Here is a 25,956-nt window from a genome sequence, read left to right on the forward strand (position 1 = left end):
GAAAGGCCCGCAAATCGCACTACCAGCGACCCGAACATGAGGACTTTAGACATGACCCTTTTCACCCAGCGCATCGCCGCAGCCGCCAGCGCCTTCGCCCTGAGCCTCGCGCTGATCGCAGGAACCGTCAGCACCCCGGCCCACCAGGCCGCCACCGTCGCCCTGCAGGAGATGATCTGATGAGCCAGCTTCGCTTCGACGACTCGGCTCCGCGCCCGATCGAAACCTCGCGCGGCTTCCGCCTCGACAAGGCGGGCGGCAAGGTGATGGGCGTCTGTGCCGGTATCGCCAACTACTTCAACGTCGACGTGACGCTGGTCCGCGTGGCCTTCGCACTCGGCACCCTGCTCGGCTTTGGATCCGCCGTGCTGGTCTACCTGCTGATCGGCCTAATCGCCGACTGACACCTGAGGGCCCGTCCAGCCCCAGCGCCCCGCCTCTCCCGCCCCCGGAGAGGCGGGGCTTCTCCATTTCAGACCTGCGGCGCCTTGGCGAAGGGCGAGAAGTCGGTGTCGGTATCATAGACATCCGCGCCTTCGCGGGCCTTGAGCCAGCCGACGACGGCGTAGGTGACCGGGGTCAGCACCGCTTCCCACACGACCTTCATCAGCCAGTTGGTGACCATGACCGTCAGAACCTGCTCGTGCGTCCAGATGCCGAGGAACGCGACAGGATAGAAGATCAGGCTGTCGACCGCCTGTCCGAACACCGTGGACCCGATGGTGCGCGTCCACAGATGCTTGCCGCCGGTCAGCAGCTTCATCTTCGCCAGCACGAACGAATTCACGAATTCCCCGGCCCAGAAGGCGGTGACCGAAGCAAGCACGATTCGCCAGGTAGAGCCAAACACGCTTTCATAGGCGGACTGCCCATCCCAACCCGGCGCAGGCGGCATGGCGACGACGATGTAGCTCATGAACGCCATGAAGATCAGCGCGAAGAAGCCCATCCACACGCACCGCCGTGCATTGGCATAGCCGTATACCTCGGTCAGGACGTCGCCGATCACGTAGGAAACGGGAAAGAACAGGATGCCCGCGCCGAAGGTATAGCCGCCGACCTGCGCCAGCTTCGCCGCCCCTATCAGGTTCGACAGCAACAGGATCGCCACGAACGAGGCCATCACGTAGTCGAAATAGCGGAAATGGCGCCGTGCGCTGCTGGTGCCGTCGATACGGGAAATCTGGGGATCGCTCATGGCCACCCTGCTAACCCGGTTTGCACGATCCGAAAAGCGTGCTTAAGGGACACGGCGCGCGCCCTTAGCTCATCTGGATAGAGCGCGAGACTTCTAATCTTGAGGTAGCAGGTTCGAGTCCTGCAGGGCGCGCCATTTCCGCAGAGCTCGACTTTTCCGTGGGATGGACCCGCGCGATCGGCAACCGGGGGCGAAGACGGCATTGCCGGCCGGACGCGGAACCGATCGCCTGTTCAGGTGCAGGCATGCTGCCCTCCCGTGCCGGTGACGCCGGGCGTGAGATTTCGGTCGTCCCTGATGAGGAATGCCCCCTCCTTGCGCAGGACCCGATCTGCCAGGAACATGTCGCCGAACAACCCCTCGTAGCTGTAGAAGACCTCCACGAACATGACCGCCGTGCTGCTGCTGGTGGCGGTGATCTGGGCGGTACCGCTGCCCATGCCTTGCAGCGGATCTCCGTTGAGCCCGTTGTTCGCTCCATCATCGCCATAAACGGAATTGCGCTCGAGGTTGCCGTAGCAGCGCTGCCAATGGATGTACTGCTTGCCCGTGGCACTGTCCTTCTCGAGGCTCGACAGTATCACCCGCCCCCGTGTCTCGAAGTCGATGGACGCGCCCTCTTCCTCGACGCCGCGCATGATTTCGGCGATGTCGGTCTCCGTTACGGTCGGCGTGACCGAACTGTTGTCCGTCTGGCCGAGCCGCGAGGCATTGTCGGCGACGGTCATGGCCATCTGGCTCAGCTTCAGGTCGACCGTGTTGAGATAGGCAGTCTCGATGCCGAAAAGGCCGATGGTCAAAATGATCGGCCCAATGAGGGCAAACTCGATCGTGGCAACGCCACACGTGCAGCCGCGAATGCGCTCCACGAGGAGCTGAACCGGCGGAGCGAGGCGCATCAGCATGTGCCCGAATCCGACCCGTAGCCCGGCTGCGCAGCATAGGGCTGGTTGCGCTTGATCGCGCTCGATGTGAGTTCCCGCGTGTTCCAGTTGATGGGAAGGAGCGGCATCGCGAAAATGGGCTCGTAGGTGACGGTCACGGTATAGACAACGACATCGCTCGCGCTGCCATTGCCATTGGACCCCACGTCGGATTCCCATGCCCCGCTGCCGTTCTCGTCGACGTAGGTCTCACCCTCGGAACACGTGCCGTTGTTGTCGGCATCGTTCCATCGCTCGGGACGGTTGATGTCGGAGTAGTTGGCGTAGCTCTTGCGACTGGTTGCGAGGGTGGACCCCGGCAGGATTCTTGACATCACGTCTTCGACCTCGGCATCGGCAGCAGTCGTGTCACCGGTTTCGAGCGCTGCGGAACGCGCAGCCTTTTCGACCGCCCCGTCCAGAACGCCGACGGCATAGACCATCTGGCCAAGATCCAGACAGCCTACGATCGCCAGCAGGAACACCGGCAGCACGAGCGCGAATTCGATGGTGGTGACACCACAATCCTCAGCCACGAGTTTGCCTGGGCGCTTCACTGATAGACCCTCAGTTCGGCAACGTTCTTGGCGATCTCCTGGAATGCGGTGTTCAGTTCGGTCGCGTTCGTCGCCGGAAATGTGCTGCTGGCCGATGCGCAATATGAAAGGTCATCATTCAGATCGGACGCAAAGGCGATCACCCAGACCCGGAAGCCCTTCGCCTTGGCCGCATCGCAAAGCGCCCGGAACCGCAGGGTGTGACGCGCATCCTGGTCGGTGACCCCGTCGTCGGTTATTCGCCGGTCGTGCCACTCGATGCCGTACGTCGACATGACCTTGTAGTTGGTGTCCATTTGGCCGTCGGTCATGAAAATGATATGCCGCGAAACTTCGCCGCCATTTTCCGGCGTCTCGTTGACCATTGCCTGCCACGGCCCATCCGGCGAACTCAGGCGCAGGCCCCACAACATCCCCAGGTCGTGGTACGTGGAGCCATTGGCCGAAAGTGCATCGGCATAGGCATAGAAGGCGGACTGCGACATGGTCTGCAGCAACTGCGCCTTGTATGGGCACGCCGCCGACAACTGCGATCCGCTCGTCGTCTCCAGGGTGGAAACCGGCGTCGACGATCTTGACGATGCGGTTCGGTAATACCCAAGTTCGGGCCACATCGGCGCCCACTTCGTCGCTGGATCACTGTCGGGAACCCTGTCGATATCAAGGTCCAGCGCCGTGGATGGCGACATTCCGTCGACAGTCGAATAGCTGAACGAGGAAGCGGCTTCGGTATCGCGTTCTTCGATGCACCCCTTCCAGGTATAGCTGACGTTGGCACCGTTGGTGCCATTCTGGACCGTGACTGTCTGAAACTTCTTGTACGAGGAGACGTCGACGTTGATCTGCTTGTAGGCAAAGTTGCTGAAAACCTGACTTGTCACCGTGGTGTAGACAGGATTCGACGTATTGTACGTATAGGTGTAGTAATTCCTCGTCGTATAGTAATAGTAGATACGATATCTGCCGCCGGACATCTGACAGGTATAAGTGGTCTTGCGCTGCGGCTGTGTTACCGTGACCGTCACGATCTGCTGACCGGCGCTGTTCGTCGTCGTTGTCGACGATTGAGTCGCGCTGCCGTAGTTCGCCCAGGCAACGTCAGCCGGCTTTGCCGTGTTGCACGCCGAGAGCGAATTGTAGCGCGTCGAATTGTAAGACTGATCGTTACCCGTGGTCTCGTTGCTGTACGAACTGGCCGTCGTCGTGACCGGGGTGTCGTATCCCGTCAGTATCTGCTCCGTGACCGTGTTGAAAACGGGGGTTCGTGACTGGATTGCCCAGGTGTCGACCAGATAGTCCGGATCGAGGTCGTAAATGAGCTGACCTACGTTCACCGACGAGCTGTAGGGCACGAAGGAATAGCGGACACGGGCATTCGACCCCGTCGTTGCGGCGCTGACGGTATCATAGAAGTTCTTCATCGCGGTTCGGAGTGCGTCGATACGCTTCGTCGTCGTGCCCGACAGCGTCTGGCTCATCGAACCTGTCGTATCGAGGACCATCGTGACGTCGGTATTGCCGATATCCATGGTGGCGCTGCATTCCACATTGATCGGAACCGAAATCACGCCGAACAGGTTCATCAGGACCATCTCGACATCCGTGGTCGCGATGCCTTCCACCAGGCTGCCGCCATCAGCCGAACTGGTGGCGAAATTTGTTTCGGTCGCCCCAAGATCGTCTTCATTGAAGTTTGCGTTGAAGAATGCCGCAGCCTGGGCTTTGGCCGCATCATCATAACCGGCGCTTGAAACCGAACGCCGCCCGGCAAGCGCACCGGCGTCGCATGCGGATTGTAGCCGGTTCCGCGCCTTGTACAGCCGCCCCATGTCGAGACCGCTGCCGATCAGCAGGATCAGGACGGGCACGCACGTGGCAGCCAGGGGAAGCACGCTTCCTCCAGTGTCGCCGCGAAGCCGGGACAGAAACCGAAACATAGCCAAAGTAACGACCTTTTCGCGCTTACATTAAGGCGAGAAGCCGCAGGGACGGTTTCCAGTGCGTTACCATGAACGCTTGTTCGTACCGATCACACCTATAATTAACATCCAGAGTGGTTGGCCGTGCGAACAGCGCCGACCGGCACCAGGCCGTCCCAGCGGCGGGCCGGACTGACGGCAATGGCCGCCGATTCGCCCGAAAGTCGCTGCTCCCCGGCGAGCGCCCCTGGCATAACGAAATCGGATAAGGGCGCCGCGCGCTGCGCGAATTCGGCAAAGCGTCCCTCGGAGTTGCGCAGGGTAACCGCCTATTTTTGCAACGATTTCCAGGAGCGATGCCCGCTTAATTTCCATTAACCCGAAATGGCATCCCGAAATTAAGCACCAAAATGGGACTTAATACGCATCCTAACCGAAGGCTGCGTAATTTCCAACGCCCTCCGGAAAAGAGGAAGGATCGGATCATGGCGCGGACGGGAATGTATGTTCTGCAGGGAATTGTTCCTTCGGAAATTGCTGTAGCTCCGTTTGATGTCAAGGTAATAGACATCTACAACGATGACGGCGTAGCTTTCACGCCCACGCAGGTTGCGCAGATGGGCGGCGGACCGGGCAGTGCATTACTTCTCGGATACTTCAGCATTGGTGAAGCAGAGGTCTATCGAGACTACTTCAACACCATTCCGAAATCGGCCCTCGGACCTGAAAATCCACAGTGGGCCGGTAACTATCAGGTCGCCTACTGGACGGCCGAATGGCGCACCGTGGCAACCGCCTACATCGACCGGATCATCGCTGCCGGCTATGATGGCGTCTACTTCGACGTCGTCGACGAATACCAGCAGAAGTGGGCGCAGACCTATTGCCCGGGCGGCGCGGCAGGTGCCGAACAAGCCATGGCGGATCTGGTCGCCTACCTCGCCGACTATGCCCATGCCAAGAACCCGGCGTTCAAGATCTGGGCAAACAACGCCGAGGAACTGCTGACCAACCAGACATATTTCAGCCACCTCGACGGCATGTTCAAGGAGAACCTGTTCTATACGGACAGCGGTTCGAAGCAGCCTTCGAGCGAGACGCAGTACAGCATGAGCCTCCTCCAGATGATGCTGGCGGCGGGCAAGGATGTCATCGCCATCGAGTACGTTTCGGACTCGGCAAAGATCGCCGACGTGGAAACGCAGGCCGCGCACTACAACGTCGGCTACTACACCGCGGACATCAATCTCGACGGCATCAGCTATACCGGCGTGCTGCCCGGCCAGTACATCCACGAAGACTGGAGCGGTCTGACGACGACCACGACGACGACCAGCACCAGCACCACCTCTACGTCGACAACCACCTCCACCACGACAACGTCGACCACCACGCTGGTGACCGATCTCACCCTGACCGGGACGAGCAGTTCCGACAACCTGGCTGGCAAGTCCGGCAACGACAAGCTCTACGGCAAAGCCGGTGCCGACGTGCTGTCAGGCAACGGCGGCAACGACTGGCTCGAAGGCGGCAACGGCAACGACAAGCTTGCCGGCGGCGCGGGAGCGGACTCCTTCGTGTTCCGCGCCTATGGCAACAAGCACAGGGACGCGATCGCCGACTACCAGGCCGGCACGGACCATATCGTGCTCGACCACGCGGTGTTCACTGCGGCGGGCGCCATCGGCACCTTGAGCGATGCCGGATTCTGGATCGGATCGGCAGCCCACGATGCCAGCGACCGGATCATCTACAACGCATCCACTGGATTGATCAGCTACGATGCGGACGGCACCGGCAGACTCTCGGCCGTCGCCATCGCCACCGTCGCGCCCGGCACGCTGCTGACGCATGCCGACTTCCTGATCATCTGATCGCCGGCAACCGCGCGCAAGAGGCACGCGCAAGGGAGCGGCCCACGCCGCTCCCTCGTCCGGCGTCATCCGAACGCGTTCCAGCCGCGTGCGCGCAGTTCCTCGGTATGTTCGCCGCCCAGTGGTGGGGACAGGCGTTCCCCGTCTTCGGCGGCGCCGAATTTCACTGGCGCGGCCTGCTCGAAGTAGGCGCCCTCGACCGGGTGGACACGCCGCCTGAAGAAGTTGACCGCCTGCAGGTGCGGGTCCTTCATCACATCGGCAAGGTCGCGCACCGCCTGGGCCGGTATCTGCACTGCATGGCATCGGCTGACGATCTCCGACGTGGTAAGCAACGGCGTGAACCGCGCTATCGCCTGATAGAGTTCGGCCTGTGCAACATATCGCTGCTGCGGCGTGGCAAGGTGGTCCTGCTTCAGGAAGTCGGGCTGGTCCAGCAGGGTGAAGATGCGTTGCCAGGCATCGTCGGTATAGGCGACGATGCTTACGTAGCCGTCAGCGGTCGGGAACGGCTGGCGATCCGGATCGATCTGGCGGAAATAGCCTTCGGGCGCGTTCGGCGGGTCGAAAGTCAGGCCGCCGAGGTGTTCGAGCAGCATGAAGCTGGAGAAGGCCTCGAACATCGGCACTTCCACCAGTTGCCCCTCGCCCGTTCGCTGCTTGTGGACGATCGCCGCCAAGGCCGCGTAGGTCGCATGCAGGCCCGCCACCTTGTCAGCGATGAGCGAGGGCAGATAGCGCGGGTGCGGATTGCCGTCGACGCGCGGCAGGAGCGTGGTCGTGCCGGTCGCCGCCTGGATCACGTCATCATAGGCCTGGAGATCGGCATAGGGCCCATCCTGCCCGAAGCCGACACAGTGAACGTAGATCAGCGAAGGATTGATGGCCTTGAGGCTGTCGTAATCGAGCCCGATCCGCTCGAGCGCCTTGCCCCGGACGTTAACGACGAAAACGTCCGCCTCGCGCAGCAGGTCAAGCATGACCGAACGGTCCGCTTCAGCCTTGAGATCGAGCGCCGCCGACTTCTTGCCACGGTTGAGCGCCATCCACGCTGGCGCCATGCCTGGCGTGACGGCAGGCTTTGCCGACCAGCGGAAGGCATCGCCGATCCCGGGCGATTCCACCTTGATCACATCCGCGCCGAGATCCGCCAGGATCTGCGTCGCATAGGGGCCGAAAACGACCGTGGTCAGGTCCACCACGCGGATGCCCTCGAGCATTACGGGCTTGTCGCTCATGCTTGATCCTCAGGCGAAAGTGAAGCTGTTGCGCTTTTCGGATGGCGTGACGGAAACCTCGCGTCCGAGAGGATCGACCTCCGTCATGGCGGTGACCGTTTCCGGCTCGCGGCTCGCTGCAATGAAGCGTCCGCCGGACAGCATCTCGCCGATCACGATCGCCTGCTCCGGCACGCCCTTGGCGTAAGTGACGGTATATGTCCCGATCCGCCCGCGCCCTTCCGGTGCAGGTGCCATGGAGGGCTTGGCCGCCGCATCGAGCTTCTGCTGGATCGATCCCGTCTCGCACCCCGGCCATTCGCACGGCTCGGTCGAGAAGATCGCGGCGCCGTATTTCGACTGGAACCCGCCATTGAGGCCGACGAAGCCAAAGTCGCCCGGCTTCGCGCGCAGGCGTTCGGCCATGCTGGCGAAAGCGTGCATCGAATAGTTGTTGCCCGCCCCGCCGAAGTAAGGAAGCCCGCCCGTGACCGTAAGCCCGCGCGGATCGTCCGGGGAAAGGCCAAGTCCGTCGATGGCCGCGTTGAATACCGGGATCGGAAAGCAGGAATAGAAATCGAACGCCGCGATGTCGGCCACGCTCCTGCCGGCACGGGCAAAGGCGGAGGCGATGGCGGCGCGGGCTGCCGGATAGGCACCGATGTCCGGACGGTCGAGGATCTCGCGTTCGTTGGCAAGCGCGGCGCCGTGGAGGAACACCCACCTTTCCTCGGGCACCCCCGCCTCCCGGGCGGCCTTCACCGACATCAGCAGAACGGCCGCCGCCTGGTTGACCTGGTCGCGCGACACGAGCTTGAGCGGATAGGGATCGGCAATCATGCGATTGCGCTCGCCGGGGGTGGCGATTTCCCCGGCGCTCATGGGCTTTACCGCAGCCGCGCTGTAGGGATTGCGCGCGGCCACCTCGGTGAATGGCGAGAAAAGCCGTCCCATCTCGGCTGCATAGGCCTCGCGCGACAGGCCCAGCCTTGCCCGGCGGGCATTCTCGCACAGCGCATAGGCAACGACTGGCGCCCGGATGCCGTGGGCGATGCTCACTGGCGAAAGCGTACCCTCGAACCCCATGCCTTTGTCGATCATCTCGCCATCGTCATGTTCGGCCCAGTCGCGGCTCTCGCCCCGGGTCGTCAGGTGACGCACGGTAGAGATCGCCTCGCTGCCGAACATGAGCGCCGCCGTAACCTCGCCCGATGCGATGCGAGCGCCCATATCCGCAAGCAGAGCCAGCGGCGATTGCCCGCCGACCTTCTCCAGGATCGCCACCTCTGGCTCGATGCCGAGCCGGCGCGCGACTGCCAGCGGCATCTTGTCCGCGCGCCCGAAAGGCACCTGCATCGCGCCCGATTCCTCGAACGTCCTGATCGCCCCGACCGCCTTCACCATCGGCGCCAGCGGCAGCGCCGCACGCGCATCGGCAAGCGCCGCGGCCCCCGCGCGCGCCGATAGATCGGCAAACGAAAGGCCCGCATAGTCGGGGGCGTCGATCCGCTCGACGAACTGGCCGACGCCGACGATAATCGGCGTCGTTTCAGATACCTGCATGCCCATCCTCACCAGTCAGTTGACGAACGCGGCCTTCTTGCGACGCACCAGCGTCTGCGCGCTTGTATATTCGAGCAGGCCTTCCAGCCCGCCTTCCACGCCTACGCCCGACTGCTTCATGCCGCCAAAGGCCGCAAGCGGCGAAAGGTGCTGCGTCTCGTTGACCCAGACAGTGCCCGATTGTACGCGCTGGGCAAGTTCGAAGGCCTTGTCCTCGTCGCTGCCCCAGACCGATCCGCCAAGGCCATAGTCGCTGGCATTCACTCGGTTCAGCACGTCCTCGAAATCGTCGAACCGGATCAGCGGCAGGACCGGACCGAACTGCTCTTCCTGCACGATACGGCTGTCCTCGGGCGGATTGTCGAGAATGGTGATCGGAACGAAGTATCCCGGCACCTCGGCCTTCTCGCCGCCGAGCAGGAACTTGTAGCCATTGTCCTTCGCGTCCTGGATCAGGTCCAGCACACGGTTGTACTGCGCCTCGTTGTTGATCGGCCCGATCTGGGTGCCCTGCTCCGAGCCATCGCCGACCTTCACCGTACGGGCATAGGCGACGAGCGCATCCCGCAGCGGCTCATAGATGTCCTTGTGGATGTACATGCGCTTGGTGGCGATGCAGATCTGGCCGTTGTTGGTGAAGGCCGCCCAGAAGAGCTGTTCGGCAATCTTCTCGACATCCACGTCAGGCATCACGATGGCCGCGTCGTTGCCGCCAAGCTCCAGCGTCACGCGCTTCAGCGTCGGCGCGGCCGATGCCATCACGCGGCGCCCTGTCTGGGTCGACCCGGTGAAGCTGATCTTGTCGAAGCCTGGATGTGCGGTCATCAGCGGGCCGAGATGATCGCCGCCGGTGATCACGTTGAGCACGCCCGCCGGCAGGATTTCCTTCGCCAGCTCAGCGAACTTCAGGGTGCAAAGCGGGGTGAAGGGCGAAGGCTTCAGCACCATGGTGTTGCCCGCCAGAAGCCCCGGCGCGACCTTGAACATCGCGAGGATCATCGGGAAGTTCCACGGGGCGATTGCGCCGACCACCCCCAGCGGCACGTGCCGGGTGATCGACAGGCGTTCGTCCGAATCCTCGTTCACCGTCTCGGGCAGGTCGAGCGCGGTATAGGCCTTGAGCCAGTAGCCCGCCCCCATGATCTCGCCCTGCGCCTCATGGTGCGGCTTGCCCTGCTCTGCGGTCAGCAGGCGCTTGAAGCCGTCGACATTGGCGAAGATCGAATCGGCAAGTGCGTCGAGCATGGCCTTGCGCTCTGCGATAGGGGTCGCCGCCCAGCCTGGGAACGCCTTGCGCGCGGCAGCGACCGCTGCGTCCAGTTCGGCAGCGCCAGCATCGGGAACACACGCAATCACCTGCTCGTTCGCCGGGTTCACGACGTCCAGGCGGGCTTCGGCGGCGACAAGTTCTCCACCGATCAGCATGTGATAATTGTTGTTGAATTCCATCGTTTTGCTCCTGGTATCTCGCGGATCAGGGGATGAGGACGACCTTGATGCAGTCGCCGCGCGCCTGCGCGTCGATCGCCTCGTTGATGCGGGAAAGCGGGAAGGTCTGCACCATCCGTTCGAACGGGAACCGCCCTTGCGCATTCAACGCGAGAAGTTCGGGGATGAAATCCTGCGGCACGGCATCGCCTTCGATGATGCCGATGATGCGCAAGCCCGGCGTCATCAACGCCGCGATGTTGAAGGTAACCGAAGCGGTCATGTCCCTGGGTACGCCGACCAGACCGATGATTCCGTGCGGCGCGAGATTGCCCAGCCCGGTTTCGATCACCGCGACATTGCCCGTGGTATCGAGCGCGGCATCCACGCCCAGCGGCAGGATCGCGCGGATAGCCTCGCCCAGATCGCCATCGGCGGGATCGATCACATGCGTCGCCCCCAGTTCCTGCGCAATCGCGCGCCGCGAGGCCACTGGTTCCACCAGGATGATCTGCGAACATTCGCGGACCTTGCCTGCCATGACCGCCGCCAGTCCCACCGGCCCGCCGCCGAACACGATGAGAGACGATCCGGCCTTGCACGCCATGGAATTCATCACCGCCCCGGCACCGGTCATCAAGCCGCACCCGAGCGGTCCGAGCAGTTCGAGCGGAACCGTCGTGGAATCCGGCACTTTCACCACGTTGCGGGCCCGCGTCACCGCAAGCGTGGCGAAGGAAGACTGGCCGAAGAAATGCGACGACACCCGCTCGCCATCGTGTGCCGCATGGGCGGTCGAACCGTCGTCCAGCCGCATCCCGGCATAGTTCAACGGCACGAATTGCACGCAGTAGCTGGGCAGATCCTCGGCGCACCGCGCGCATTCGCCGCACGACGAAAAGCCGAGGACAACCCGGTCGCCTGCGGCAAGGCCGGTCACACCCTCTCCCACCGCCTCGATCACGCCGGCCCCTTCGTGACCAAGCACGCCGGGCTTGGCAAAGGCGTCGAACTGGTCGCGGAAAACAAGGTCCGTATGGCACAGACCGACGCCCGCGATTTGTACCAGCACCTCGCCCGCACGCGGTCCGTCCACCGTCAGTTGCTCGATGGTGAAGGGCTGGTTCGCCCCACGGGCGACAGCGGCACAGCAGGTGGTCATGCCAGATTCTCCAAGGGTTCCACGATGATCTCGATCCGGCCGTCGAGCACGACGTCAAGCACTGCTTCCCCCTCCGGCGAAGCTGTCACCTCGGCCTGCTGCGCGCCCACGACGCGATAGCGCGCGCCGGGCACGAGTTGCGACAACGGCACGGCCTTTCGGCAGGCACCACGGCCGGGAAGAAGGACGGCCTCGAGGCGGCTGCCATCGCTCCACGCGCGGGCCACGAGGACATCGGGATAGTCCATGCTCTCGATCATCGGTCCGGCAAGCCGCGTCTCGGGCAGAGGCTCGGTGAACGAGCGACGGAAGTCGCCGGTGTCCATCAGCAGCCCCATGATAGCGGTCGCGTTGGAAATGTTCGAACCCGTGAGATAGCGCAACACGCCATCCGACCGGTCCGGCCTGCAGTCGCGCTCCAGCCCGCGTAGCGCGGCATCGGCCCGCTCGCGGTCGCCGAATTCGCGTGCCGCCACCAGGTAGCTCGCATAGGCCCCGACGTGGCCTGGCTTGTAGTGGCCGGCATCGAGGCCTGCCCCCGGCATGGCGATACGGCTGCCACCGTCATCCTCCGCCACGATGAGCGGTTCGATCTCGCGGCGCGCAATGGCCCAGAACTGCCGCGCCCGGTCGGGCATGAAGCAATTGGCGAAGTGCGAATAGCCTGCCTCACCCACGGGAAAGGGCACCGGCAGGCCGGTGAACTGCGAACGCAGCCCGACGATGGAGCCGGAGGCGTCGGTGAACTCGGTATCGAGGCCGCGTATCCATCCGGGCAGGTGGCGGTCGACAAGCTTGGATCCGGTCAGGGCGTCGTGCGTGACCAGCGCCAGCATGCCGTAGTGGTTGCAGATCGGGTAGATCCAGTTCGGCTCGCAGGCAAAGAGGCCGAAATCCGCCCTTGCGTAGTTGTCGCTCACCGAACCGACGATGGTGGTGAAATCGTGCGCCCAGCTCTGCCGCCGGTTCAGCCGGAACGTCAGGCTCCCGGGCTCCATGTACCGCCGGTCGCCCGTTGCGAGCATGTACTGGCCTACATGCGCGGCAAACCAGCCGGTTAGCATGATGTTGTCGCGCGCCGCCGGGTTCCAGTCGGTGAAGTTGAGATGCCCCCAGCAGCTCTCCAGCACCCAGTAATCCCAGACCTTCCGCTCAAGGTACTTCTCGATCAGGTTGCGCTGCGCCAGCCCCATGTAGCCCCGGAACGCCGGTAGATAGGCGCGCTGCGCAATCCCCAGGGCGAAGCCCATGTGGTTGATCTGGTAGCGCAATGCGGCAGGCTGGAACTGGTCGATCACGGTAAAGCCGTCAAAGCTGCCGACCGGCTGCAGGGCACGGTCGAGCAGGTAGCGCAGGCCGGCCAGTTGATCGGCATCGAGTTCGCGGCGTGCATCGTCGGGCCGGCCCCTCGCCTGTGCGGCCACTTCGGCGTAGGATGCGGGCAGGAATGCCTGCCTCACAAGTGCTCGCGCCGCGCCGCGCGCACGCGCCTTGCCGTTGGCGCGGGCAAAGGCAAAGCCCACCGCGACCACGAGCGCGGCGACGACCACCGGGCTCCCCGGCCACGGTGCATCGGTGGCCATGCCAGCCGCCAGCAGCGCAGCGCCAAGCCAGACCAGCACCGGCGCCACCACCGCCCCCGCCCAGAACCAGGCCACCAGCGAGGCCACGAACAGGATCGCCGCAGGCAAGACCAGCAGACTCCACCAACCGCCAAGCGCGATGAAGCCGCCGCCGGGCACCCACAGCCCCAGACCGAACGCGCACCACGCAGGCGAAGCGCCAATCGCCCACGGCAATGCGCCGAAGGCAACCAGCCCAAGATAGATCAACCAGGTTCGGCGTTGCCTCATCGCCGTTGCGGGGCCGGTCATGCCCCTGAACGATGGCAGGCCGGGGAGCGGCAGTTCCGTCGCAAGGCTGGTCATCGACGCGCCTCCCGACCAGGACCGCACAGCATGGCATGGAACGCTGCGGCATAGCCCGTGGCCGGGGCATCATCCACCAGCGGTGCGGCTGTCGCCGGCCCGGCGATGAAAGCCAGTGCCACGGCTGTTACGACGGACGATGCAGGGCCGCGCCTCGGAAGCTGGAGCTGTTGCTGGCCGGGACGCCAGCTGACGGCCGGGTTCGCGGTCGCCCCCTGCCCCGACAGGCCGAGCCGCACCGCCAGCCACCGCAGGGGCCTTGTCAGCCACATCAGCAAGAATACCGCGAACGCGCAGCAAGCCATGCTCACCTCTCCATCCCGGCGCACTTCGTCGCCTTCGAGGAAAGGCTAGAGAGGGGGTCTTGCTGCGTCCAATAGATTTAATCTTTCGATTTATAGAAGTCTCCAATATATCTGCCGCATGTCCCCAGATGTCGACATCAAGGCACTTCGCTGCTTTCTCGCGCTGGCGCAGGAGCTTAGCTTCGGTCGCGCGGCGGAACGGATGAACCTCACCCAACCCAGCCTGTCTGCCCAGATCCGTAAGCTGGAGGATCAGGTCGGCCATCGCCTGTTCGAGCGCACCACGCGCGCGGTGCATCTTTCACCGACAGGAAAGGCGCTGATCGAACAGGCCCGCACATTCGTCTCGCAGGCTGATGCCTTTGCCGCCCATCTTTCCGCGTGGCGCGAGCGACCGGACCGGCGGATGGTCCTGGGGGCGCCAATCTACACTTTCGAGCTGCCCGAACACGGCGCCCTCCTCTCCGCGATTGCGCGCGAACTTCCGGACATGTCGCTGCGCGTGGACAACGGCTTCGCCAACTCGCTGGTCGAAGGACTGATCAAGGGTTCGGTCGACATGGCGATGGTCGTTGCCGCCGCCGTCCCCCACGACCGCTATCTGGCGGACATGGCCGGGGAAGGCGCGGGCGAGCTGGAGATGCCCGATGGCCTGCAGCGGATCACCTTGAGCGACGAGCAGATCGGGCTCGCCATCCCCGAAGAACACCCGCTCGCCAGCTACGACATCGTCCCGCCCGAAGCGCTTTCGGGATCGGTCATCGCCATGCTCGCGCCGCTTCACGGGCGCAGCCTCTACCGCCCGATTTCAGTATGGCTTTCAGCGGCCGGGGCGACCGGCTTCCTCCCGCCCGAAGCCCACGCCTTCGCGCTGGAACGCTATTGCAGGGAGTATCGCATACCCGCGATCTCGATTGCACAGTTCCGCCCGCGAGAGACCGGCAATGTCGTCTATCGTCCTGCCGGAGGGCTCAACGTCCGCACCGAACTTGCCGTATTGCGCAGCACGCGAAAGCAGCGTTCCTCGATAGAGGAACGGCTTTGGGACCTGGCCTCAAGCCTCGGCCGCTAGCGCGCGGGCACTGCCCGGACGACCGCGCCCCGGCCTTACCTGCGCCATCAACGCGCGGGCGCCGGTCGACATGTGCTGGCGCAGGAAACGGCTTGCCGCGCTCGCGTCGGTATAGCCCAGTCGATGCGAAAGCTCCGTCAGGTTCGGGCGGCGCGCGGTACGGAAATACTCGTCCGCCGTCTGCTTGCGCACCTCCTCGAGGATCGTCGCGAACGTCGTTCCCCGTTCGGCCAGGCGGCGTTGCAGGCTCTGCGACGAGAGCCCGGCGAGCCCCGAGACATGCGCGAGGTTGGCCTTGCGCTCGGTCAGGTTGGCGGCGACGAAATAGCGGATCTGCTGGACGAGATCGCCGGGCCAGTGCGAATCCGCATGGGCCAGTTGCCGTTCGAGATATTGCACCATGTTCGCATTCCCGCGCAGCGAAGGCCGGTGCAGGTCCGACTTGCGGAAAACCAGTGCGCACCGGTCCGCCTCGAACTCGATCGGACATCTGAACACGGCCTGGTGATAGCGATACGAAGGCGGCGCGGGATGATCCAGCTCGAGCCTGATCGGCGTCCACTCCTCGCCCAGAAGCATCCGGATGATGCGCAGTTGCAGCGCCAGCGTAGCCTGCAGGAACTGCGATCCGCCGAAACGGGCCGGAACCATCAGGATGTGGCGCAGCGCAGCCTCGTGCCCGTCGGTATCCGTGCTCGATCGCATGGCCGCGCTCTCCAGGTGCATGTAGCGCCGGGTAATGCGGCTCGCCTCGTCGACAGTGGTGCAATGGTCCCACAGCAGGCTCACAGGACCGAAGCCACGGATGTTGCACCACATGGCGAATGCGACACCGAGGTCTGCCCGGCCCGAAGCGATTGCGGCGGCCTGGAGAACATCGACGTGGGCCGTCGCCGGCAACCACTCCGCATCCTGCGCCTGCTCGACGAATGCGTAGACGTCTGGCGGGCAGGCGCGGCGCAGGTCGAGCCCGGCCACTCCCGCGAACTGGGAAAACTGCCGCATGGCGCTGGCATGAGCGAGAATGTTGTCGGCGCTGGTCATGACGTGATCTGACAATACTGCGCCACGATCCGTCAAGATCAATTAATCGATTAAACGCAAGATGCCCATGCACCCGGCGTCCGCCAGTCATCCCTGGACGTGCGCCGGGCCAGTCCAGACACTGCCGCACAATGGCAGGCTAACGGGAGGTTTCATGAAAGGATTCTTGTTCACGGGTGCCGCGATGGGCGCGATGCTCGCCGGCCTTGCCACTCCGGCTCTCGCCGAGGAACAGCAGGTTGCCCAATCCGACACCGGCCTGGCCGAGATCATCGTCACCGCCCAGCGACGCACCGAGAACCTTCAGGACGTGCCGATCGCGATCACTGCGGCAAACTCCGAAACGCTCGCCCAGGCACGCGTCGAAAACGTTGCCAACATCCAGGCGATCAGCCCCTCGATCAGCTTCCGCGTGACCAACATCGCCACGTCGAGCGCCAACCTCATCATCCGCGGCCTCGGCACGACCGGCAACAGTCGTTCGTTCGAAGGCTCGGTCGGCGTGTTCATCGACGGCGTCTACCGCACCCGCGCGGCAGCGGCGCTCCAGAACTTCCTCGACATCGACAATCTCCAGGTCCTGCGCGGCCCGCAAGGCACCCTGTTCGGCAAGAACACCACCGCCGGCGCGCTCCTGCTCAGCTCCGCCGCGCCCTCGCTCAACGACGTCAACGGCTCGGTCGAGGCGACCTACGGCAACTATGACGGCCTGATCGTACGCGGAGCCATCAACGCGCCGCTGTCCGATACGGTCGCCTTCCGCATCGCGGGCCTCGCGTCCAGCCAGAACGGCTTCTACACCGACAGCACCACCGGCGACGATCTCAACGGCAACAAGACCCGCGCCGCAAAGGCGCAGCTCCTGTTCGAGCCGAGCGAGAACCTTACGGTCCGCGTGATCGGCGACTACTCCTACAGCAACGGCAATTGCTGCTACGCCACTTCGGCCTTCATCGATGGCCCGACCCAGCCGCTGATCGACCTGCTCACGCTCTACCAGCCGTCCAGCAGCGCCCAGCTTCTCGGCGTACTGACCGGCGCGCTGCCCGCTTCGTCGATGACGCCGACCGGCCGCACCCTGCCCTCGCGCGATGCCTCGAAATGGGAGCAGACGCTGAACGGAAACGGCAAGCAGACCATCGAGGACTACGGCGGCACGCTGCTCGTCGATGCCTCCATCGGCGAAGGCACGCTGAAGTCGGTCACCGCCGTGCGCAAGTTCAAGGTCGATCAGGTCGACCTCGACCCCGATTTCTCGGGCGCGGACATCTTCCGCTACAACGAAAGCTTCGAAAGCCGCTTCATCTCCCAGGAACTGACCTACAACACCAAGATTACGGCGCTCAATGCCGAGGCGGTCTTCGGCCTGTTCTTCTCGGATGAAAAGCTCAAGATGGGCCGCAGCCTGCCCTGGGCCGACCAGGCCCAGTACTACTGGGACGTGATCTTCGCGCAGCTCGGCGTCGCGCCCGGCACGGCCAACGCCGCCCCCGGCACCTGGACGAGCGAACGCATGGGCGGTTCGGCGAAGTCCTACGCCGGCTTCGCGCATCTCGATTTCGCGGTGAACGACAAGTTCAACGTGATCGCCGGCCTGCGCTATTCGGTCGAGAAGAAGCGCGGCTTCTTCAACAACTCGTTCTATCGCTCCTCGCCGTTCGACGTGTTCACCCTGCTCGGCATCGCACCGGCGCCGGCCTATGACGCGACTTCGACCGACAAGGCGCTGTCCGGAACCTTCGGCCTCCAGTACCGCCCGACCGACGACATCATGCTCTATGCAACGTACAACCGCGGCTTCAAGGCGGGCGGCGTGAACATGGACGTGAACGCAGCCGGTACGCTGATCAACAATGCAGAGGCATACAACGCCCTGCCCGCCCCGATCCGCGCCGCCTTCTTCGGCAATGCCGAGGCCAAGGACCCGCTGAATCCCCGCTACAAGCCCGAGAAGGTCAACGCCTTCGAGGTCGGCGGCAAGTTCCAGTACCTTGACGGCCGCGCGCGCACCAACATCGCGTTCTTCTACTACGACCTGTCCGATCTCCAGATCGCTCAGTTCATCGGCCTGCGCTTCACCGTGCTCAACGCCAAGTCCGCCAAGGACTACGGCGTCGAGATCGAGAACATGTTCCAGCTCACCGATGGCCTGACGCTCGGCCTCGATGGCACCTGGATCCCGCATGCGCAGTACGCGAAGGACGCGAACATCGACCCGGTCCTGTCCGGCTCGCGCTTCCGCTTCAGCCCCAAGTTCTCGGGCAACGCGACGCTGAACCTCGACCAGCCGATCAACGACAACCTCAGCCTGCTCGCCCGCGCACAGGTCCAGTACCAGAGCCGCCAGCTCATAAGCACGGCGACCACGGCGGAACAGGGCGCGGTGACGCTGGTCAACGCCAACCTCGGCTTCAAGCTGCCGCAGACGGGGCTGCTGATCGAAGGCTGGGTGCAGAACCTGTTTGACAAGACGTGGTTCACCCAGTCCTTCCCAACGCCGCTCCAGACCGGCGACCAGAACGCCTACCCGGGTGCGCCGCGCACCTACGGCATCCGCGTCCGCGCGACGTTCTGAAGGCCGTGAATACCTGAACGCGAAGCCCCCGCCCTCATCCGAAGGCGGGGGCTTTTGCGTTCCGGCAGGTTGGCTACGCTGACCGGATGGAGTCGCGCAAAGCGACCGACAGGAGAGCGATGATGGACGATACTGATTTCACCGGCCGCCGCGTGCTGGTCGTGGGCGGCTCGAGCGGCATCGGCAACGGCATCGCGCAGGCATTCCGCGACCGGGGCGCCGAAGTCCACGTCTGGGGCACGCGCGCCAATGCCGCCGGCTATGACCCGGCCGAAGGCTCAGACCTTGCTGGCCTGGGCTATACCTGCGTCGATGTCGGCAGCCCCGATGCCATCGAAGCTGCTCCAGCCCCCTTCCCCGCGCTCGACGTGCTGGTCCTGTGCCAGGGCACCGTCGTCTACAAGCGCGGGGAATTCGAGCGCGAAGGATGGGACAAGGTCATGGCCGTCAACCTCGACAGCCTGATGCACTGTTCTCGCAAGTTCCGCCCGCAACTCGCTGAAACCGGCGGCTCAATCATCATCGTCAGCTCGATCTCGGGGCTCAAGGCGAACATCGGAAACCCCGCGTATGCCGCCTCCAAGGCCGGGGCGATCAGCCTGACCAAGTCGCTCGGCCAAGCCTTTGCCGCCGACGGCATCCGCGTGAACGGCCTCGCCCCCGGCCTTGTGGATACCAAGCTGACCAAGGTGACGACCGCCCATCCCCAGCGCCTCGAAGGAGCGATCGCCAACATCCCGCAGCGGCGCATGGGCACGCCCGCGGACATGGCCGGCGCCGCGATCTTCCTTGCCTCCCCGCTCGCCTCCTACGTCACCGGCCATACACTCGTGGTCGATGGCGGCCTCTCGCTCTGAAAGCCTGTACCATGCAGTTCGAACACTCCGACAAGGTCAAGAACCTCCTCGCCCGCCTCGAAGCCTTCATGGACGAGCACATCTACCCGGTCGAACAGGCCTACTATGATTTCGTCCATGATCAGCAGAACCTCTGGGCCGAATGGCCGGGGATGGAACCGCTCAAGGAAAAGGCGCGCGCAGCAGGCCTGTGGAACCTGTTCCTGCCGCACGAGTACGGCGCATGGTCACCCGGCCTCACCAACCTCGAATATGCCCCGCTGGCCGAAGTCATGGGCCGGGTGCCGTGGTCCAGCCAGGTGTTCAACTGCTCCGCGCCCGATACCGGCAACATGGAAGTGCTGGCCAAGTTCGGCAGCCCCGAACAGCAGGAACTCTGGCTGAAGCCGCTCCTCGCCGGGGAAATCCGCTCCGCCTACGTGATGACCGAACCGCAGGTCGCCTCCTCGGATGCAACCAATCTCGAACTCTCGATCATCCCTGATGGCGACGAATACGTGATAAACGGTCGCAAGTGGTGGATCTCGAACGCGATGCACCCGCGCTGCGAGATCATGATCGTCATGGGCAAGACCTTCTTCGAAGGGCCGCGCCACAGCCAGCACTCGCAGATCCTCGTTCCCCGCGATACGCCGGGCGTCACCGTGGTGCGCCACCTCAAGGTCTTCGGCTCCAGCAATTCTCCCGGCGGTGAAGTGGAACTGCGCTTCGACAACGTCCGCGTGCCGAAGCAGAACATGATCCTTGGAGAAGGTCGCGGCTTCGAGATCGCGCAGGGGCGCCTCGGGCCGGGCCGTATCCACCACTGCATGCGCTCGATCGGCCAGGCCCAGCGCGCACTCGAATGGATGGCCCGCCGCGCCGATTCCCGCGTCGCATTCGGCAAGAAGCTCGCCGATCAGTCGAGCGTCCGGCAGGACGTCGCCCGCTCGTTCTGCGAGGTGGAGATGGCGCGCCTGCTGACCCTCAAGGCCGCCGACGCCATGGATCGTCTCGGCAACAAGGCCGCGCGCGACCTCATCGCCGCGATCAAGGTCGTCGCCCCGTCGATGGCCCAGCAGGTGGCCGACCGCGCGATCCAGGTCCACGGCGGCATGGGCGTCAGCGAGGATGGCCCGATGGCCTACTTCTTCACGCTCAACCGCTACGTCCGCCTCACCGATGGGCCGGAGGAAGTGCACATGAGCCAGCTCGGCAAGATCAAGATCGCCGAATACGTCGCCTCCAACGCACGCTGAAGGAACATCGCATGAAGGCCCTGCGCTACTACGGTGCCCGCGACATCCGCCATGAATCGATGGATGATCCGACGCCGCAATCGGACCGCGACGCAATCGTGAAGGTCGATGCCTGCTCGATCTGCGGCTCCGACCTTCACATCTACCACGGCCACGGCTTTTCCGAGGATATCGGCTTCTGCGTGGGCCATGAAGCGGTGGGCGAAGTGGTCGAGGTCGGGCGCGGCGTCCACCGGCTCAAGGTCGGGCAAAAGGTGATGATCCCCGCCGCGGTCGGCTGCGGGGCCTGCCGCTCGTGCCTCGCAGGGGTGGTCAACACCTGCGAAAACAATGGCTCGGGCTGCTACGGCCTGTCCGCGAAGCTACAGGGATCGCAGGCAGAGGCGGTGCGCGTTCCCGCTGCGGATGCCAATGCGGTCGCCATTCCCGAAGGCGTCAGCACCGAACAGGCGCTGATGATGACCGACGCGCTCGCCACGGCATGGTTCGGTGCACGCCAGGCCGATATCCGCCCCGGCAGTTCGGTCGGCATCATCGGCCTCGGGCCGATCGGCCTCATGGCGGCGGAGAGCGCATTCGTGATGGGCGCACATGTTGTCTATGCGATCGATCCCGTGCCGGAACGCCGCGCCATCGCGGAAAGCCTCGGGGCCATTGCCTTGCATCCGGACGAGGCTTCCGCGCGGATCAAGGAGGACACGCACGGCAGGCGCCTCGATTGCGTGGTGGAAGTCGTCGGATCGGATGCCACCGTCGACATGGCCCTGCGGCTCGTGCGCGTGCGCGGCACGGTCTCGGTGATCGGCGTCCAGCAATCGCGCCGCTTTCCCTTCCCGCTCGAGCGGGCCTTCGCCGGCGGACTCACCTTCCGCGTGGGCACCTGCTCGGTCCCGGAGGAACTGCCAGCTCTGTTCCCGCTTGTCGCTTCGGGCCGCCTGCGCCCCGAACGCTACATCAGCCACCGCCTGCCCCTGTCGCAGGGCGCCGAAGCCTACCGCATGTTCGAGGCGCGCGAGGCAGGCGCGCTCAAGATGGTGCTTGTGCCGGACTGACTGCGCGCCGCGCAGCAAACCACGGACCGATCCTGCGCACCGCCTCCTCGATCAGCGGCGTCGAAACGGCAAAGCTGAAACGGATGAAGCGCTTGCCGTTCACCGGGTCGAAATCGAGTCCTGGCGCGGTTGCCACGCCCGTGTCGCGCAACAGCGCCTCGCACAGGGCGAGGCTGTCGTCGGTGAACTCGCTGGCATCGGCATAGATGTAGAACGCGCCATCCGGCGGCGCGATGCGGCCCAATCCCATCTGCGGCAGCGCCTCGAGCAGGATCGCGCGATTGCGGGCATATGTCTCGACATGCCCGTCCAGTTCCGCGCGGCAATCGAAAGCCTTGAGCCCGGCCTTCTGCGCCAGCACCGGCGGCGTCAGGAACAGGCTCCCCATCCGCGCCCGCGCGGCGTCGATCAGGCTGGGCGGCACCACGAGCCAGCCCAGCCGCCACCCGGCCATGCTGAAGTACTTGGAGAAGGAATTTACGATCACCGCATCGGGCAGATATTCCAGCATCGATGCCGCCGCCTTGCCGTAGCTCAGGCCATGATAGATCTCGTCCGAGATCACCCGAATGCCCTTGCGACAGCAGACCTCGGCAATCGCCGCCAGTTCGCCCGGCTCGATGATCGTGCCGGTCGGGTTGGCGGGGCTGGCCACGATCAGCCCATCGGGCACCGGGTCAAGCGCATCGACGGCCGCGGCGGTCACCTGGAAACGCTCGGCCGGCCCGCACTCCATCTCCACCGGCTCAAGGTACATCGCCTTCAGCGAATTGCGGTAGGCAACGTATCCCGGCCGCGCGAGCGCGATGCGCGCACCCGGGCGGAACAGGCACGACAGCGCCATGACGAACGCGGGCGATGCGCCGCAGGTCAGGATCACCTGCTCCCGCTCCACCTTCACGCCGTGGTTCTCGGCATAGGAGCGCGCGATCCGTTCTTTCAGCGGAACGCTCTCCCAGTATCCCATCGCCTCATTGTCGAGCACCTCGTGGGCCAGCGCGATGGCCTCGGCCGGGGCACCGGTAGATGGCTGGCCGAACTCCATGTGGATGACGCTTTGTCCGGCCGCCTCCAGGTCATGGGCAAGCCGGCTGATGGCGATGGCGTGAAACGGTTCGACTTGAGCGATCATCGCAGCGTGCTAGTTGCGGTCGAAACAAGTTGCAAGTCCATGCCGCGTCTCGATAACTGGGGCCATGCAGCGCCTCAAACTGAAGATACAGCTCTACTGCGACAACGAGATCGCAATGGGCCCCGGAAAGGCCGACCTGCTCGACGCCATCGCGCGCGAAGGCTCGATCTCCGCCGCCGCCCGCGCCATGGACATGAGCTACCGCCGTGCATGGCTGCTGGTCGACACCATGAATCGCTGCTGGCGCGAACCGCTCGTGGAAACCAGCCCCGGCAACGCCAGAAGCGGCGGAGCCAGGGTAACGGAGTTCGGAACAGCCGTCCTGCACCACTATCGCGCCCTGCAGGCCCGCCTGCAGGGAACCTCGGATTGCCCCGACCATACGGCGCTGGCCAAGGCCATGCTTTCGCAACCGAAGGCCAGCCAGAAAGACCTTCCCTGATCGTCGCTGCCGTCAGGGCAGAACGCTAGGCGGCGTGGACGAATTCCCCAGCGCCACGGTTGCCCTGCAAAAGGCTCTGGCGAGGCGCGCGGCCGCAGGAAGAGTGGGCCTCTTTCAAGGCCGTGCAACGCTGCCAGAGCCTTTTGCAGGGCAACCCCGAAGGGGCTGGACCAAAAACCGCCACTTCCGCGTCGGTTCGGCTCGAAATATCGACATATTCCTTCACCTCACCTCCTTGAACTGACGGTTTTTGCCTCCAGCCGTGGCGCTGGGGAACTCGTCCACGCCGCCTAGCGCCCCACAGGCCCTTTCCACAGCACGCCGTCCTTCATCACCAGCGCCACCTTCCGGATCGCTGAAATATCGGCGAGCGGATTGCCTTCGACCGCCACGAGGTCAGCCAGCATACCCGTCCTGACCGCGCCCAGACGGCCGCCGATGCCGAACATGCGCGCATTGCCCGATGTTGCGGCGATGGCCACTTCGCCAGGCGTCATTCCGCCCTTGACCATCATTTCCGCTTCGCGCGCATTGTCGCCGTGCGCATAGACGCCAACATCGCCGCCCATGCAAATCGCCACCCCGGCCTTCCGCGCCTTTGCAAGTGCATCGAACCCTTCCTGCACGCTCTTCGGCATGGGCGCTGTACCGTTCCACCCGCGATAGCGCGCCACCGCATCCCCGGCCGCCAGCGTCGGGCAGAAGCCCACGCCCCTGGCCTTCATCGCGGCGAAGACCTCCGGCGTACCTTCGTCCCCATGCTCGATGGTGTCGACGCCCGCTGCCACGGCACGGCGCATTCCTTCCGCCGTGCTGGCATGGGCGACGACCTGCCGCCCGGCGCTGTGCGCAGCCTCTACCGCCGCTTTCAGCTCGCCTTCGGTAAAGGTCGGGCGGCTCGGCTCGCCCGGTCCCCAGCGGTAGTCGGCATAGACCTTCACCAGATCCGCACCCGCCCCGATCTGCCGACGCACCGCGTCGACAAGGTCCGGCCCGCCGGCTTCCTCGGCCCCCAGCGGTACTGCCACGCCCGGCTCGAACCCGCGCGGCCCGTAGGCGCCGGGCGCCACGATGGCCCGCGTCGCCACCAGCATGCGCGGCCCCGGCACGATCCCTTGCTCGATGGCCTGCTTCAGCCCCACGTCGGCATAGCCGGCGCCCTCGGTGCCGACATCACGCACGGTGGTAAAGCCTGCCATCAGCGTCGCGCGCGCATGAACCGTCGCCCGCGCAGTCCTCAACGCGAGCGGTTCGTGCAGGACCTGGTCGTCCCACGGCGTCTCGTTGTAGGGGTGGAGAAAGAGGTGCGAATGCCCCTCGATCATGCCGGGCATCAGGGTCGTTCCCGGCAGTTCCAGCACCGAGGCCTCGGCAGGTGCGCCGACATCCGGTCCCACCGCCTCGATCCGGTTGCCCCGCACCAGCACGGCCCAACCCTTGCGCAGGACGGCGGTCTCGCCGTCGAATACCGCGTCGGGTCGCAGGAGCGTCAGCGCCTCCTGCTTCTGCGCGGCCAGCGGCGCGGCGCAAAGGCTCGAGGCAATCAAGAGAACACGGGCGAACAAGCGCATGGGCCTTCCTTTCGGTCTGGCCCCGATCATACGCAGCGGCGGCGCAACGCCAATCCGCTGCTCAACCCTTTTTCGACAGCGCCTGGTTCAGGCGGAAGCCGTGTCGTCCCCGCGCAGCGCGGCAAGCTTCGCATCCGAGAGCGGCACGACACTGATGCCCGAGATCGAGCGGCGGTCGAGGTTTCCCAGCAACACGTCGGGTGCTGTTCGGGCCAGTTCGCGCAGGTGCTGTACGCGGATCACCGCCATCACGCCGCCCAGCGTCGCGACCGCAACCGCCAGACGCCACATCGCAAACGATCCGCTCTCAACCGTCGCGAGAAACTCGGCGAAGCACATCCACACCGTCACCGCACCCAGCATCTCGGTCGCGCGTTGCCGCGGCGCCGCCAGCAGGAGCGAGCTTGCCAGGACGAACGCGCCTACGCCCGCCGAAACCGGCTCTAGCGCGTTCGTGACATAACCGTAGCCCAGCGCCAGCGTCGTAACGAACGCCACCGCACGAGCAGAACGGGCGATCTGACCGGGGGTCAGGAGGTCAATGGGACTACGCATGAACACTTAGCTATCATCTTGCGCGTCAACAATTGGTTACGCCCGTGACGCCCCGCTTACCAGAGCCTCCGCAGGACGAGCAGGCCTTCCCAGATCGCTCTCCACAGCAATGCGGAGACCGCAACCACGATCACCAGCCGCAGCCATACCGGCAACATTTGCCTTTGCGGTTCCGCTTCCCCGTCGCCCTCTGCGTCATCGGGCGCGCCCTCCACCTGTTGCAACCGCTGCTGCAGGGCGTGGACCGGCGACCGCGGCAACATCTCCCGCCCCGGATCGCGCTGATCGCAAGCGGCAGCGCCCATAGCAGGGGGGTCCGGCAAATCGCCGGGATGATGGGTAGG

Annotated in this window: 24 protein-coding genes and 1 tRNA gene; 10 read left to right on the plus strand and 15 right to left on the minus strand. The window is 64.6% G+C overall.

The window, feature by feature from the left end:
- Positions 1-51 precede the first annotated feature (51 nt).
- Together SARO_RS21600 and SARO_RS12555 are read left to right on the plus strand one after the other, a co-directional pair.
- On the plus strand, positions 52-180 hold the full coding sequence (locus SARO_RS21600; RefSeq protein WP_256325468.1) for a hypothetical protein: 129 nt from the start codon (positions 52-54) through the stop codon (positions 178-180).
- On the plus strand, positions 180-404 hold the full coding sequence (locus SARO_RS12555; RefSeq protein ID WP_011446137.1) for a PspC domain-containing protein: 225 nt from the start codon (positions 180-182) through the stop codon (positions 402-404). Before SARO_RS21600 ends, SARO_RS12555 begins: the two co-directional genes overlap by 1 nt.
- A 68-nt stretch (positions 405-472) precedes the next feature.
- Here SARO_RS12555 and SARO_RS12560 read toward each other — a convergent pair whose 3' ends face one another.
- The gene (locus SARO_RS12560) at positions 473-1,198 is read right to left on the minus strand and encodes a queuosine precursor transporter (RefSeq protein WP_011446138.1); all 726 of its coding nucleotides are present in this window, start codon (positions 1,196-1,198) and stop codon (positions 473-475) included.
- Between the two features lie 58 nt (positions 1,199-1,256).
- Between SARO_RS12560 and SARO_RS12565 the strand changes: the two genes are divergently transcribed.
- Positions 1,257-1,333, plus strand: a tRNA-Arg gene (locus SARO_RS12565).
- Between the two features lie 98 nt (positions 1,334-1,431).
- On the opposite strand, the gene SARO_RS12570 is transcribed toward SARO_RS12565, so the two are convergent.
- The 3 genes from SARO_RS12570 to SARO_RS12580 are packed head-to-tail and all read right to left on the minus strand — an operon-like array spanning position 1,432 to position 4,615.
- Entirely contained in the window at positions 1,432-2,103 is a 672-nt protein-coding gene (locus SARO_RS12570) for a TadE/TadG family type IV pilus assembly protein (RefSeq protein ID WP_041550343.1), read from the minus strand.
- Positions 2,097-2,678 carry a TadE/TadG family type IV pilus assembly protein gene (locus tag SARO_RS12575; protein WP_011446140.1) on the minus strand — a complete coding sequence of 194 codons (582 nt, stop codon included), beginning with the start codon at positions 2,676-2,678 and terminating at the stop codon, positions 2,097-2,099. The genes SARO_RS12570 and SARO_RS12575 overlap by 7 nt, the downstream gene beginning before the upstream one ends.
- Positions 2,675-4,615, minus strand: a complete 1,941-nt coding sequence (locus SARO_RS12580) for a pilus assembly protein (protein WP_041550345.1) — start codon at positions 4,613-4,615, stop codon at positions 2,675-2,677. Before SARO_RS12580 ends, SARO_RS12575 begins: the two co-directional genes overlap by 4 nt.
- Positions 4,616-5,082: 467 nt before the next feature.
- Between SARO_RS12580 and SARO_RS20265 the strand changes: the two genes are divergently transcribed.
- Complete coding sequence (locus SARO_RS20265; RefSeq protein WP_011446142.1) at positions 5,083-6,471, plus strand: endo alpha-1,4 polygalactosaminidase; 1,389 nt, start codon at positions 5,083-5,085, stop codon at positions 6,469-6,471.
- 65 nt (positions 6,472-6,536) lie between these two features.
- Here SARO_RS20265 and SARO_RS12595 read toward each other — a convergent pair whose 3' ends face one another.
- Genes SARO_RS12595 through SARO_RS12620 form a run of 6 tightly spaced genes read right to left on the minus strand, consistent with a single transcriptional unit; the run spans position 6,537 to position 14,041 of the window.
- Positions 6,537-7,709, minus strand: coding sequence for a CaiB/BaiF CoA transferase family protein (locus tag SARO_RS12595; RefSeq protein WP_011446143.1), 1,173 nt, complete (start codon positions 7,707-7,709; stop codon positions 6,537-6,539).
- 9 nt (positions 7,710-7,718) lie between these two features.
- Positions 7,719-9,251 carry an acetyl-CoA acetyltransferase gene (locus tag SARO_RS12600; RefSeq protein WP_011446144.1) on the minus strand — a complete coding sequence of 511 codons (1,533 nt, stop codon included), beginning with the start codon at positions 9,249-9,251 and terminating at the stop codon, positions 7,719-7,721.
- 15 nt (positions 9,252-9,266) lie between these two features.
- Positions 9,267-10,700: an aldehyde dehydrogenase family protein gene (locus SARO_RS12605; protein WP_011446145.1), complete on the minus strand. Its 1,434-nt coding sequence runs from the start codon at positions 10,698-10,700 to the stop codon at positions 9,267-9,269.
- Between the two features lie 25 nt (positions 10,701-10,725).
- A complete protein-coding gene (locus SARO_RS12610) occupies positions 10,726-11,841 on the minus strand; it encodes an NAD(P)-dependent alcohol dehydrogenase (RefSeq protein ID WP_011446146.1) in 1,116 nt (371 codons plus the stop codon).
- Positions 11,838-13,769: a hypothetical protein gene (locus SARO_RS12615; protein ID WP_011446147.1), complete on the minus strand. Its 1,932-nt coding sequence runs from the start codon at positions 13,767-13,769 to the stop codon at positions 11,838-11,840. The genes SARO_RS12610 and SARO_RS12615 overlap by 4 nt, the downstream gene beginning before the upstream one ends.
- A complete protein-coding gene (locus tag SARO_RS12620) occupies positions 13,766-14,041 on the minus strand; it encodes a hypothetical protein (RefSeq protein ID WP_234007359.1) in 276 nt (91 codons plus the stop codon). The genes SARO_RS12615 and SARO_RS12620 overlap by 4 nt, the downstream gene beginning before the upstream one ends.
- Positions 14,042-14,192: 151 nt before the next feature.
- Here SARO_RS12620 and SARO_RS12625 point away from each other — a divergent pair, with 151 nt between their 5' ends.
- Complete coding sequence (locus tag SARO_RS12625) at positions 14,193-15,146, plus strand: LysR family transcriptional regulator (protein WP_011446149.1); 954 nt, start codon at positions 14,193-14,195, stop codon at positions 15,144-15,146.
- Here SARO_RS12625 and SARO_RS12630 read toward each other — a convergent pair.
- Entirely contained in the window at positions 15,129-16,190 is a 1,062-nt protein-coding gene (locus SARO_RS12630) for an AraC family transcriptional regulator (RefSeq protein ID WP_011446150.1), read from the minus strand. The genes SARO_RS12625 and SARO_RS12630 overlap by 18 nt on opposite strands.
- Positions 16,191-16,344: 154 nt before the next feature.
- On the opposite strand from SARO_RS12630, the gene SARO_RS12635 reads away from it, so the two are divergent.
- The 4 genes from SARO_RS12635 to SARO_RS12650 all read left to right on the plus strand — a co-directional run bounded on the left by SARO_RS12635 (position 16,345) and on the right by SARO_RS12650 (position 21,912).
- Positions 16,345-18,765 (plus strand): TonB-dependent receptor, encoded by a 2,421-nt coding sequence (locus SARO_RS12635; RefSeq protein WP_143004857.1) that lies wholly within the window; start codon positions 16,345-16,347, stop codon positions 18,763-18,765.
- 119 nt (positions 18,766-18,884) lie between these two features.
- Positions 18,885-19,622 (plus strand): SDR family NAD(P)-dependent oxidoreductase, encoded by a 738-nt coding sequence (locus SARO_RS12640; RefSeq protein ID WP_011446152.1) that lies wholly within the window; start codon positions 18,885-18,887, stop codon positions 19,620-19,622.
- 11 nt (positions 19,623-19,633) lie between these two features.
- On the plus strand, positions 19,634-20,860 hold the full coding sequence (locus SARO_RS12645) for an acyl-CoA dehydrogenase family protein (RefSeq protein ID WP_011446153.1): 1,227 nt from the start codon (positions 19,634-19,636) through the stop codon (positions 20,858-20,860).
- Positions 20,861-20,871: 11 nt separating this feature from the next.
- Positions 20,872-21,912, plus strand: coding sequence for an alcohol dehydrogenase family protein (locus SARO_RS12650; protein ID WP_011446154.1), 1,041 nt, complete (start codon positions 20,872-20,874; stop codon positions 21,910-21,912).
- On the opposite strand, the gene SARO_RS12655 is transcribed toward SARO_RS12650, so the two are convergent.
- Complete coding sequence (locus tag SARO_RS12655) at positions 21,887-23,044, minus strand: aminotransferase class I/II-fold pyridoxal phosphate-dependent enzyme (RefSeq protein ID WP_011446155.1); 1,158 nt, start codon at positions 23,042-23,044, stop codon at positions 21,887-21,889. The genes SARO_RS12650 and SARO_RS12655 overlap by 26 nt on opposite strands.
- A gap of 64 nt (positions 23,045-23,108) precedes the next feature.
- Between SARO_RS12655 and SARO_RS12660 the strand changes: the two genes are divergently transcribed.
- Complete coding sequence (locus SARO_RS12660; protein WP_011446156.1) at positions 23,109-23,486, plus strand: winged helix-turn-helix domain-containing protein; 378 nt, start codon at positions 23,109-23,111, stop codon at positions 23,484-23,486.
- 290 nt (positions 23,487-23,776) lie between these two features.
- Here the strand turns inward: SARO_RS12660 and SARO_RS12665 are convergent, their stop codons facing one another.
- From SARO_RS12665 to SARO_RS12675, 3 genes are all read right to left on the minus strand, one after another.
- Complete coding sequence (locus tag SARO_RS12665) at positions 23,777-25,057, minus strand: metal-dependent hydrolase family protein (protein ID WP_011446157.1); 1,281 nt, start codon at positions 25,055-25,057, stop codon at positions 23,777-23,779.
- An 87-nt stretch (positions 25,058-25,144) separates the two neighbouring features.
- On the minus strand, positions 25,145-25,612 hold the full coding sequence (locus SARO_RS12670; protein ID WP_011446158.1) for a hypothetical protein: 468 nt from the start codon (positions 25,610-25,612) through the stop codon (positions 25,145-25,147).
- 56 nt (positions 25,613-25,668) lie between these two features.
- Positions 25,669-25,875 (minus strand): hypothetical protein, encoded by a 207-nt coding sequence (locus tag SARO_RS12675; protein WP_143004858.1) that lies wholly within the window; start codon positions 25,873-25,875, stop codon positions 25,669-25,671.
- Between the last annotated feature and the right edge of the window lie 81 nt (positions 25,876-25,956).

The sequence above is a fragment of the Novosphingobium aromaticivorans DSM 12444 genome, from assembly GCF_000013325.1.
Lineage (GTDB): Bacteria > Pseudomonadota > Alphaproteobacteria > Sphingomonadales > Sphingomonadaceae > Novosphingobium > Novosphingobium aromaticivorans.

Excerpts from the sequence above, each read along its gene's own strand:
- SARO_RS21600 (WP_256325468.1), top strand. The coding sequence starts at position 52 with ATGACCCTTTTCACCCAGCGCATCGCCGCAGCCGCCAGCGCCTTCGCC.
- SARO_RS12555 (WP_011446137.1), top strand. The coding sequence starts at position 180 with ATGAGCCAGCTTCGCTTCGACGACTCGGCTCCGCGCCCGATCGAAACC.
- SARO_RS12560 (WP_011446138.1), bottom strand. The coding sequence starts at position 1,198 with ATGAGCGATCCCCAGATTTCCCGTATCGACGGCACCAGCAGCGCACGG.
- SARO_RS12570 (WP_041550343.1), bottom strand. The coding sequence starts at position 2,103 with ATGCTGATGCGCCTCGCTCCGCCGGTTCAGCTCCTCGTGGAGCGCATT.
- SARO_RS12580 (WP_041550345.1), bottom strand. The coding sequence starts at position 4,615 with ATGTTTCGGTTTCTGTCCCGGCTTCGCGGCGACACTGGAGGAAGCGTG.
- SARO_RS20265 (WP_011446142.1), top strand. The coding sequence starts at position 5,083 with ATGGCGCGGACGGGAATGTATGTTCTGCAGGGAATTGTTCCTTCGGAA.
- SARO_RS12595 (WP_011446143.1), bottom strand. The coding sequence starts at position 7,709 with ATGAGCGACAAGCCCGTAATGCTCGAGGGCATCCGCGTGGTGGACCTG.
- SARO_RS12600 (WP_011446144.1), bottom strand. The coding sequence starts at position 9,251 with ATGCAGGTATCTGAAACGACGCCGATTATCGTCGGCGTCGGCCAGTTC.
- SARO_RS12605 (WP_011446145.1), bottom strand. The coding sequence starts at position 10,700 with ATGGAATTCAACAACAATTATCACATGCTGATCGGTGGAGAACTTGTC.
- SARO_RS12610 (WP_011446146.1), bottom strand. The coding sequence starts at position 11,841 with ATGACCACCTGCTGTGCCGCTGTCGCCCGTGGGGCGAACCAGCCCTTC.
- SARO_RS12615 (WP_011446147.1), bottom strand. The coding sequence starts at position 13,769 with ATGACCAGCCTTGCGACGGAACTGCCGCTCCCCGGCCTGCCATCGTTC.
- SARO_RS12620 (WP_234007359.1), bottom strand. The coding sequence starts at position 14,041 with ATGTGGCTGACAAGGCCCCTGCGGTGGCTGGCGGTGCGGCTCGGCCTG.
- SARO_RS12625 (WP_011446149.1), top strand. The coding sequence starts at position 14,193 with ATGTCCCCAGATGTCGACATCAAGGCACTTCGCTGCTTTCTCGCGCTG.
- SARO_RS12630 (WP_011446150.1), bottom strand. The coding sequence starts at position 16,190 with ATGACCAGCGCCGACAACATTCTCGCTCATGCCAGCGCCATGCGGCAG.
- SARO_RS12635 (WP_143004857.1), top strand. The coding sequence starts at position 16,345 with ATGAAAGGATTCTTGTTCACGGGTGCCGCGATGGGCGCGATGCTCGCC.
- SARO_RS12640 (WP_011446152.1), top strand. The coding sequence starts at position 18,885 with ATGATGGACGATACTGATTTCACCGGCCGCCGCGTGCTGGTCGTGGGC.
- SARO_RS12645 (WP_011446153.1), top strand. The coding sequence starts at position 19,634 with ATGCAGTTCGAACACTCCGACAAGGTCAAGAACCTCCTCGCCCGCCTC.
- SARO_RS12650 (WP_011446154.1), top strand. The coding sequence starts at position 20,872 with ATGAAGGCCCTGCGCTACTACGGTGCCCGCGACATCCGCCATGAATCG.
- SARO_RS12655 (WP_011446155.1), bottom strand. The coding sequence starts at position 23,044 with ATGATCGCTCAAGTCGAACCGTTTCACGCCATCGCCATCAGCCGGCTT.
- SARO_RS12660 (WP_011446156.1), top strand. The coding sequence starts at position 23,109 with ATGCAGCGCCTCAAACTGAAGATACAGCTCTACTGCGACAACGAGATC.
- SARO_RS12665 (WP_011446157.1), bottom strand. The coding sequence starts at position 25,057 with ATGCGCTTGTTCGCCCGTGTTCTCTTGATTGCCTCGAGCCTTTGCGCC.
- SARO_RS12670 (WP_011446158.1), bottom strand. The coding sequence starts at position 25,612 with ATGCGTAGTCCCATTGACCTCCTGACCCCCGGTCAGATCGCCCGTTCT.
- SARO_RS12675 (WP_143004858.1), bottom strand. The coding sequence starts at position 25,875 with ATGTTGCCGCGGTCGCCGGTCCACGCCCTGCAGCAGCGGTTGCAACAG.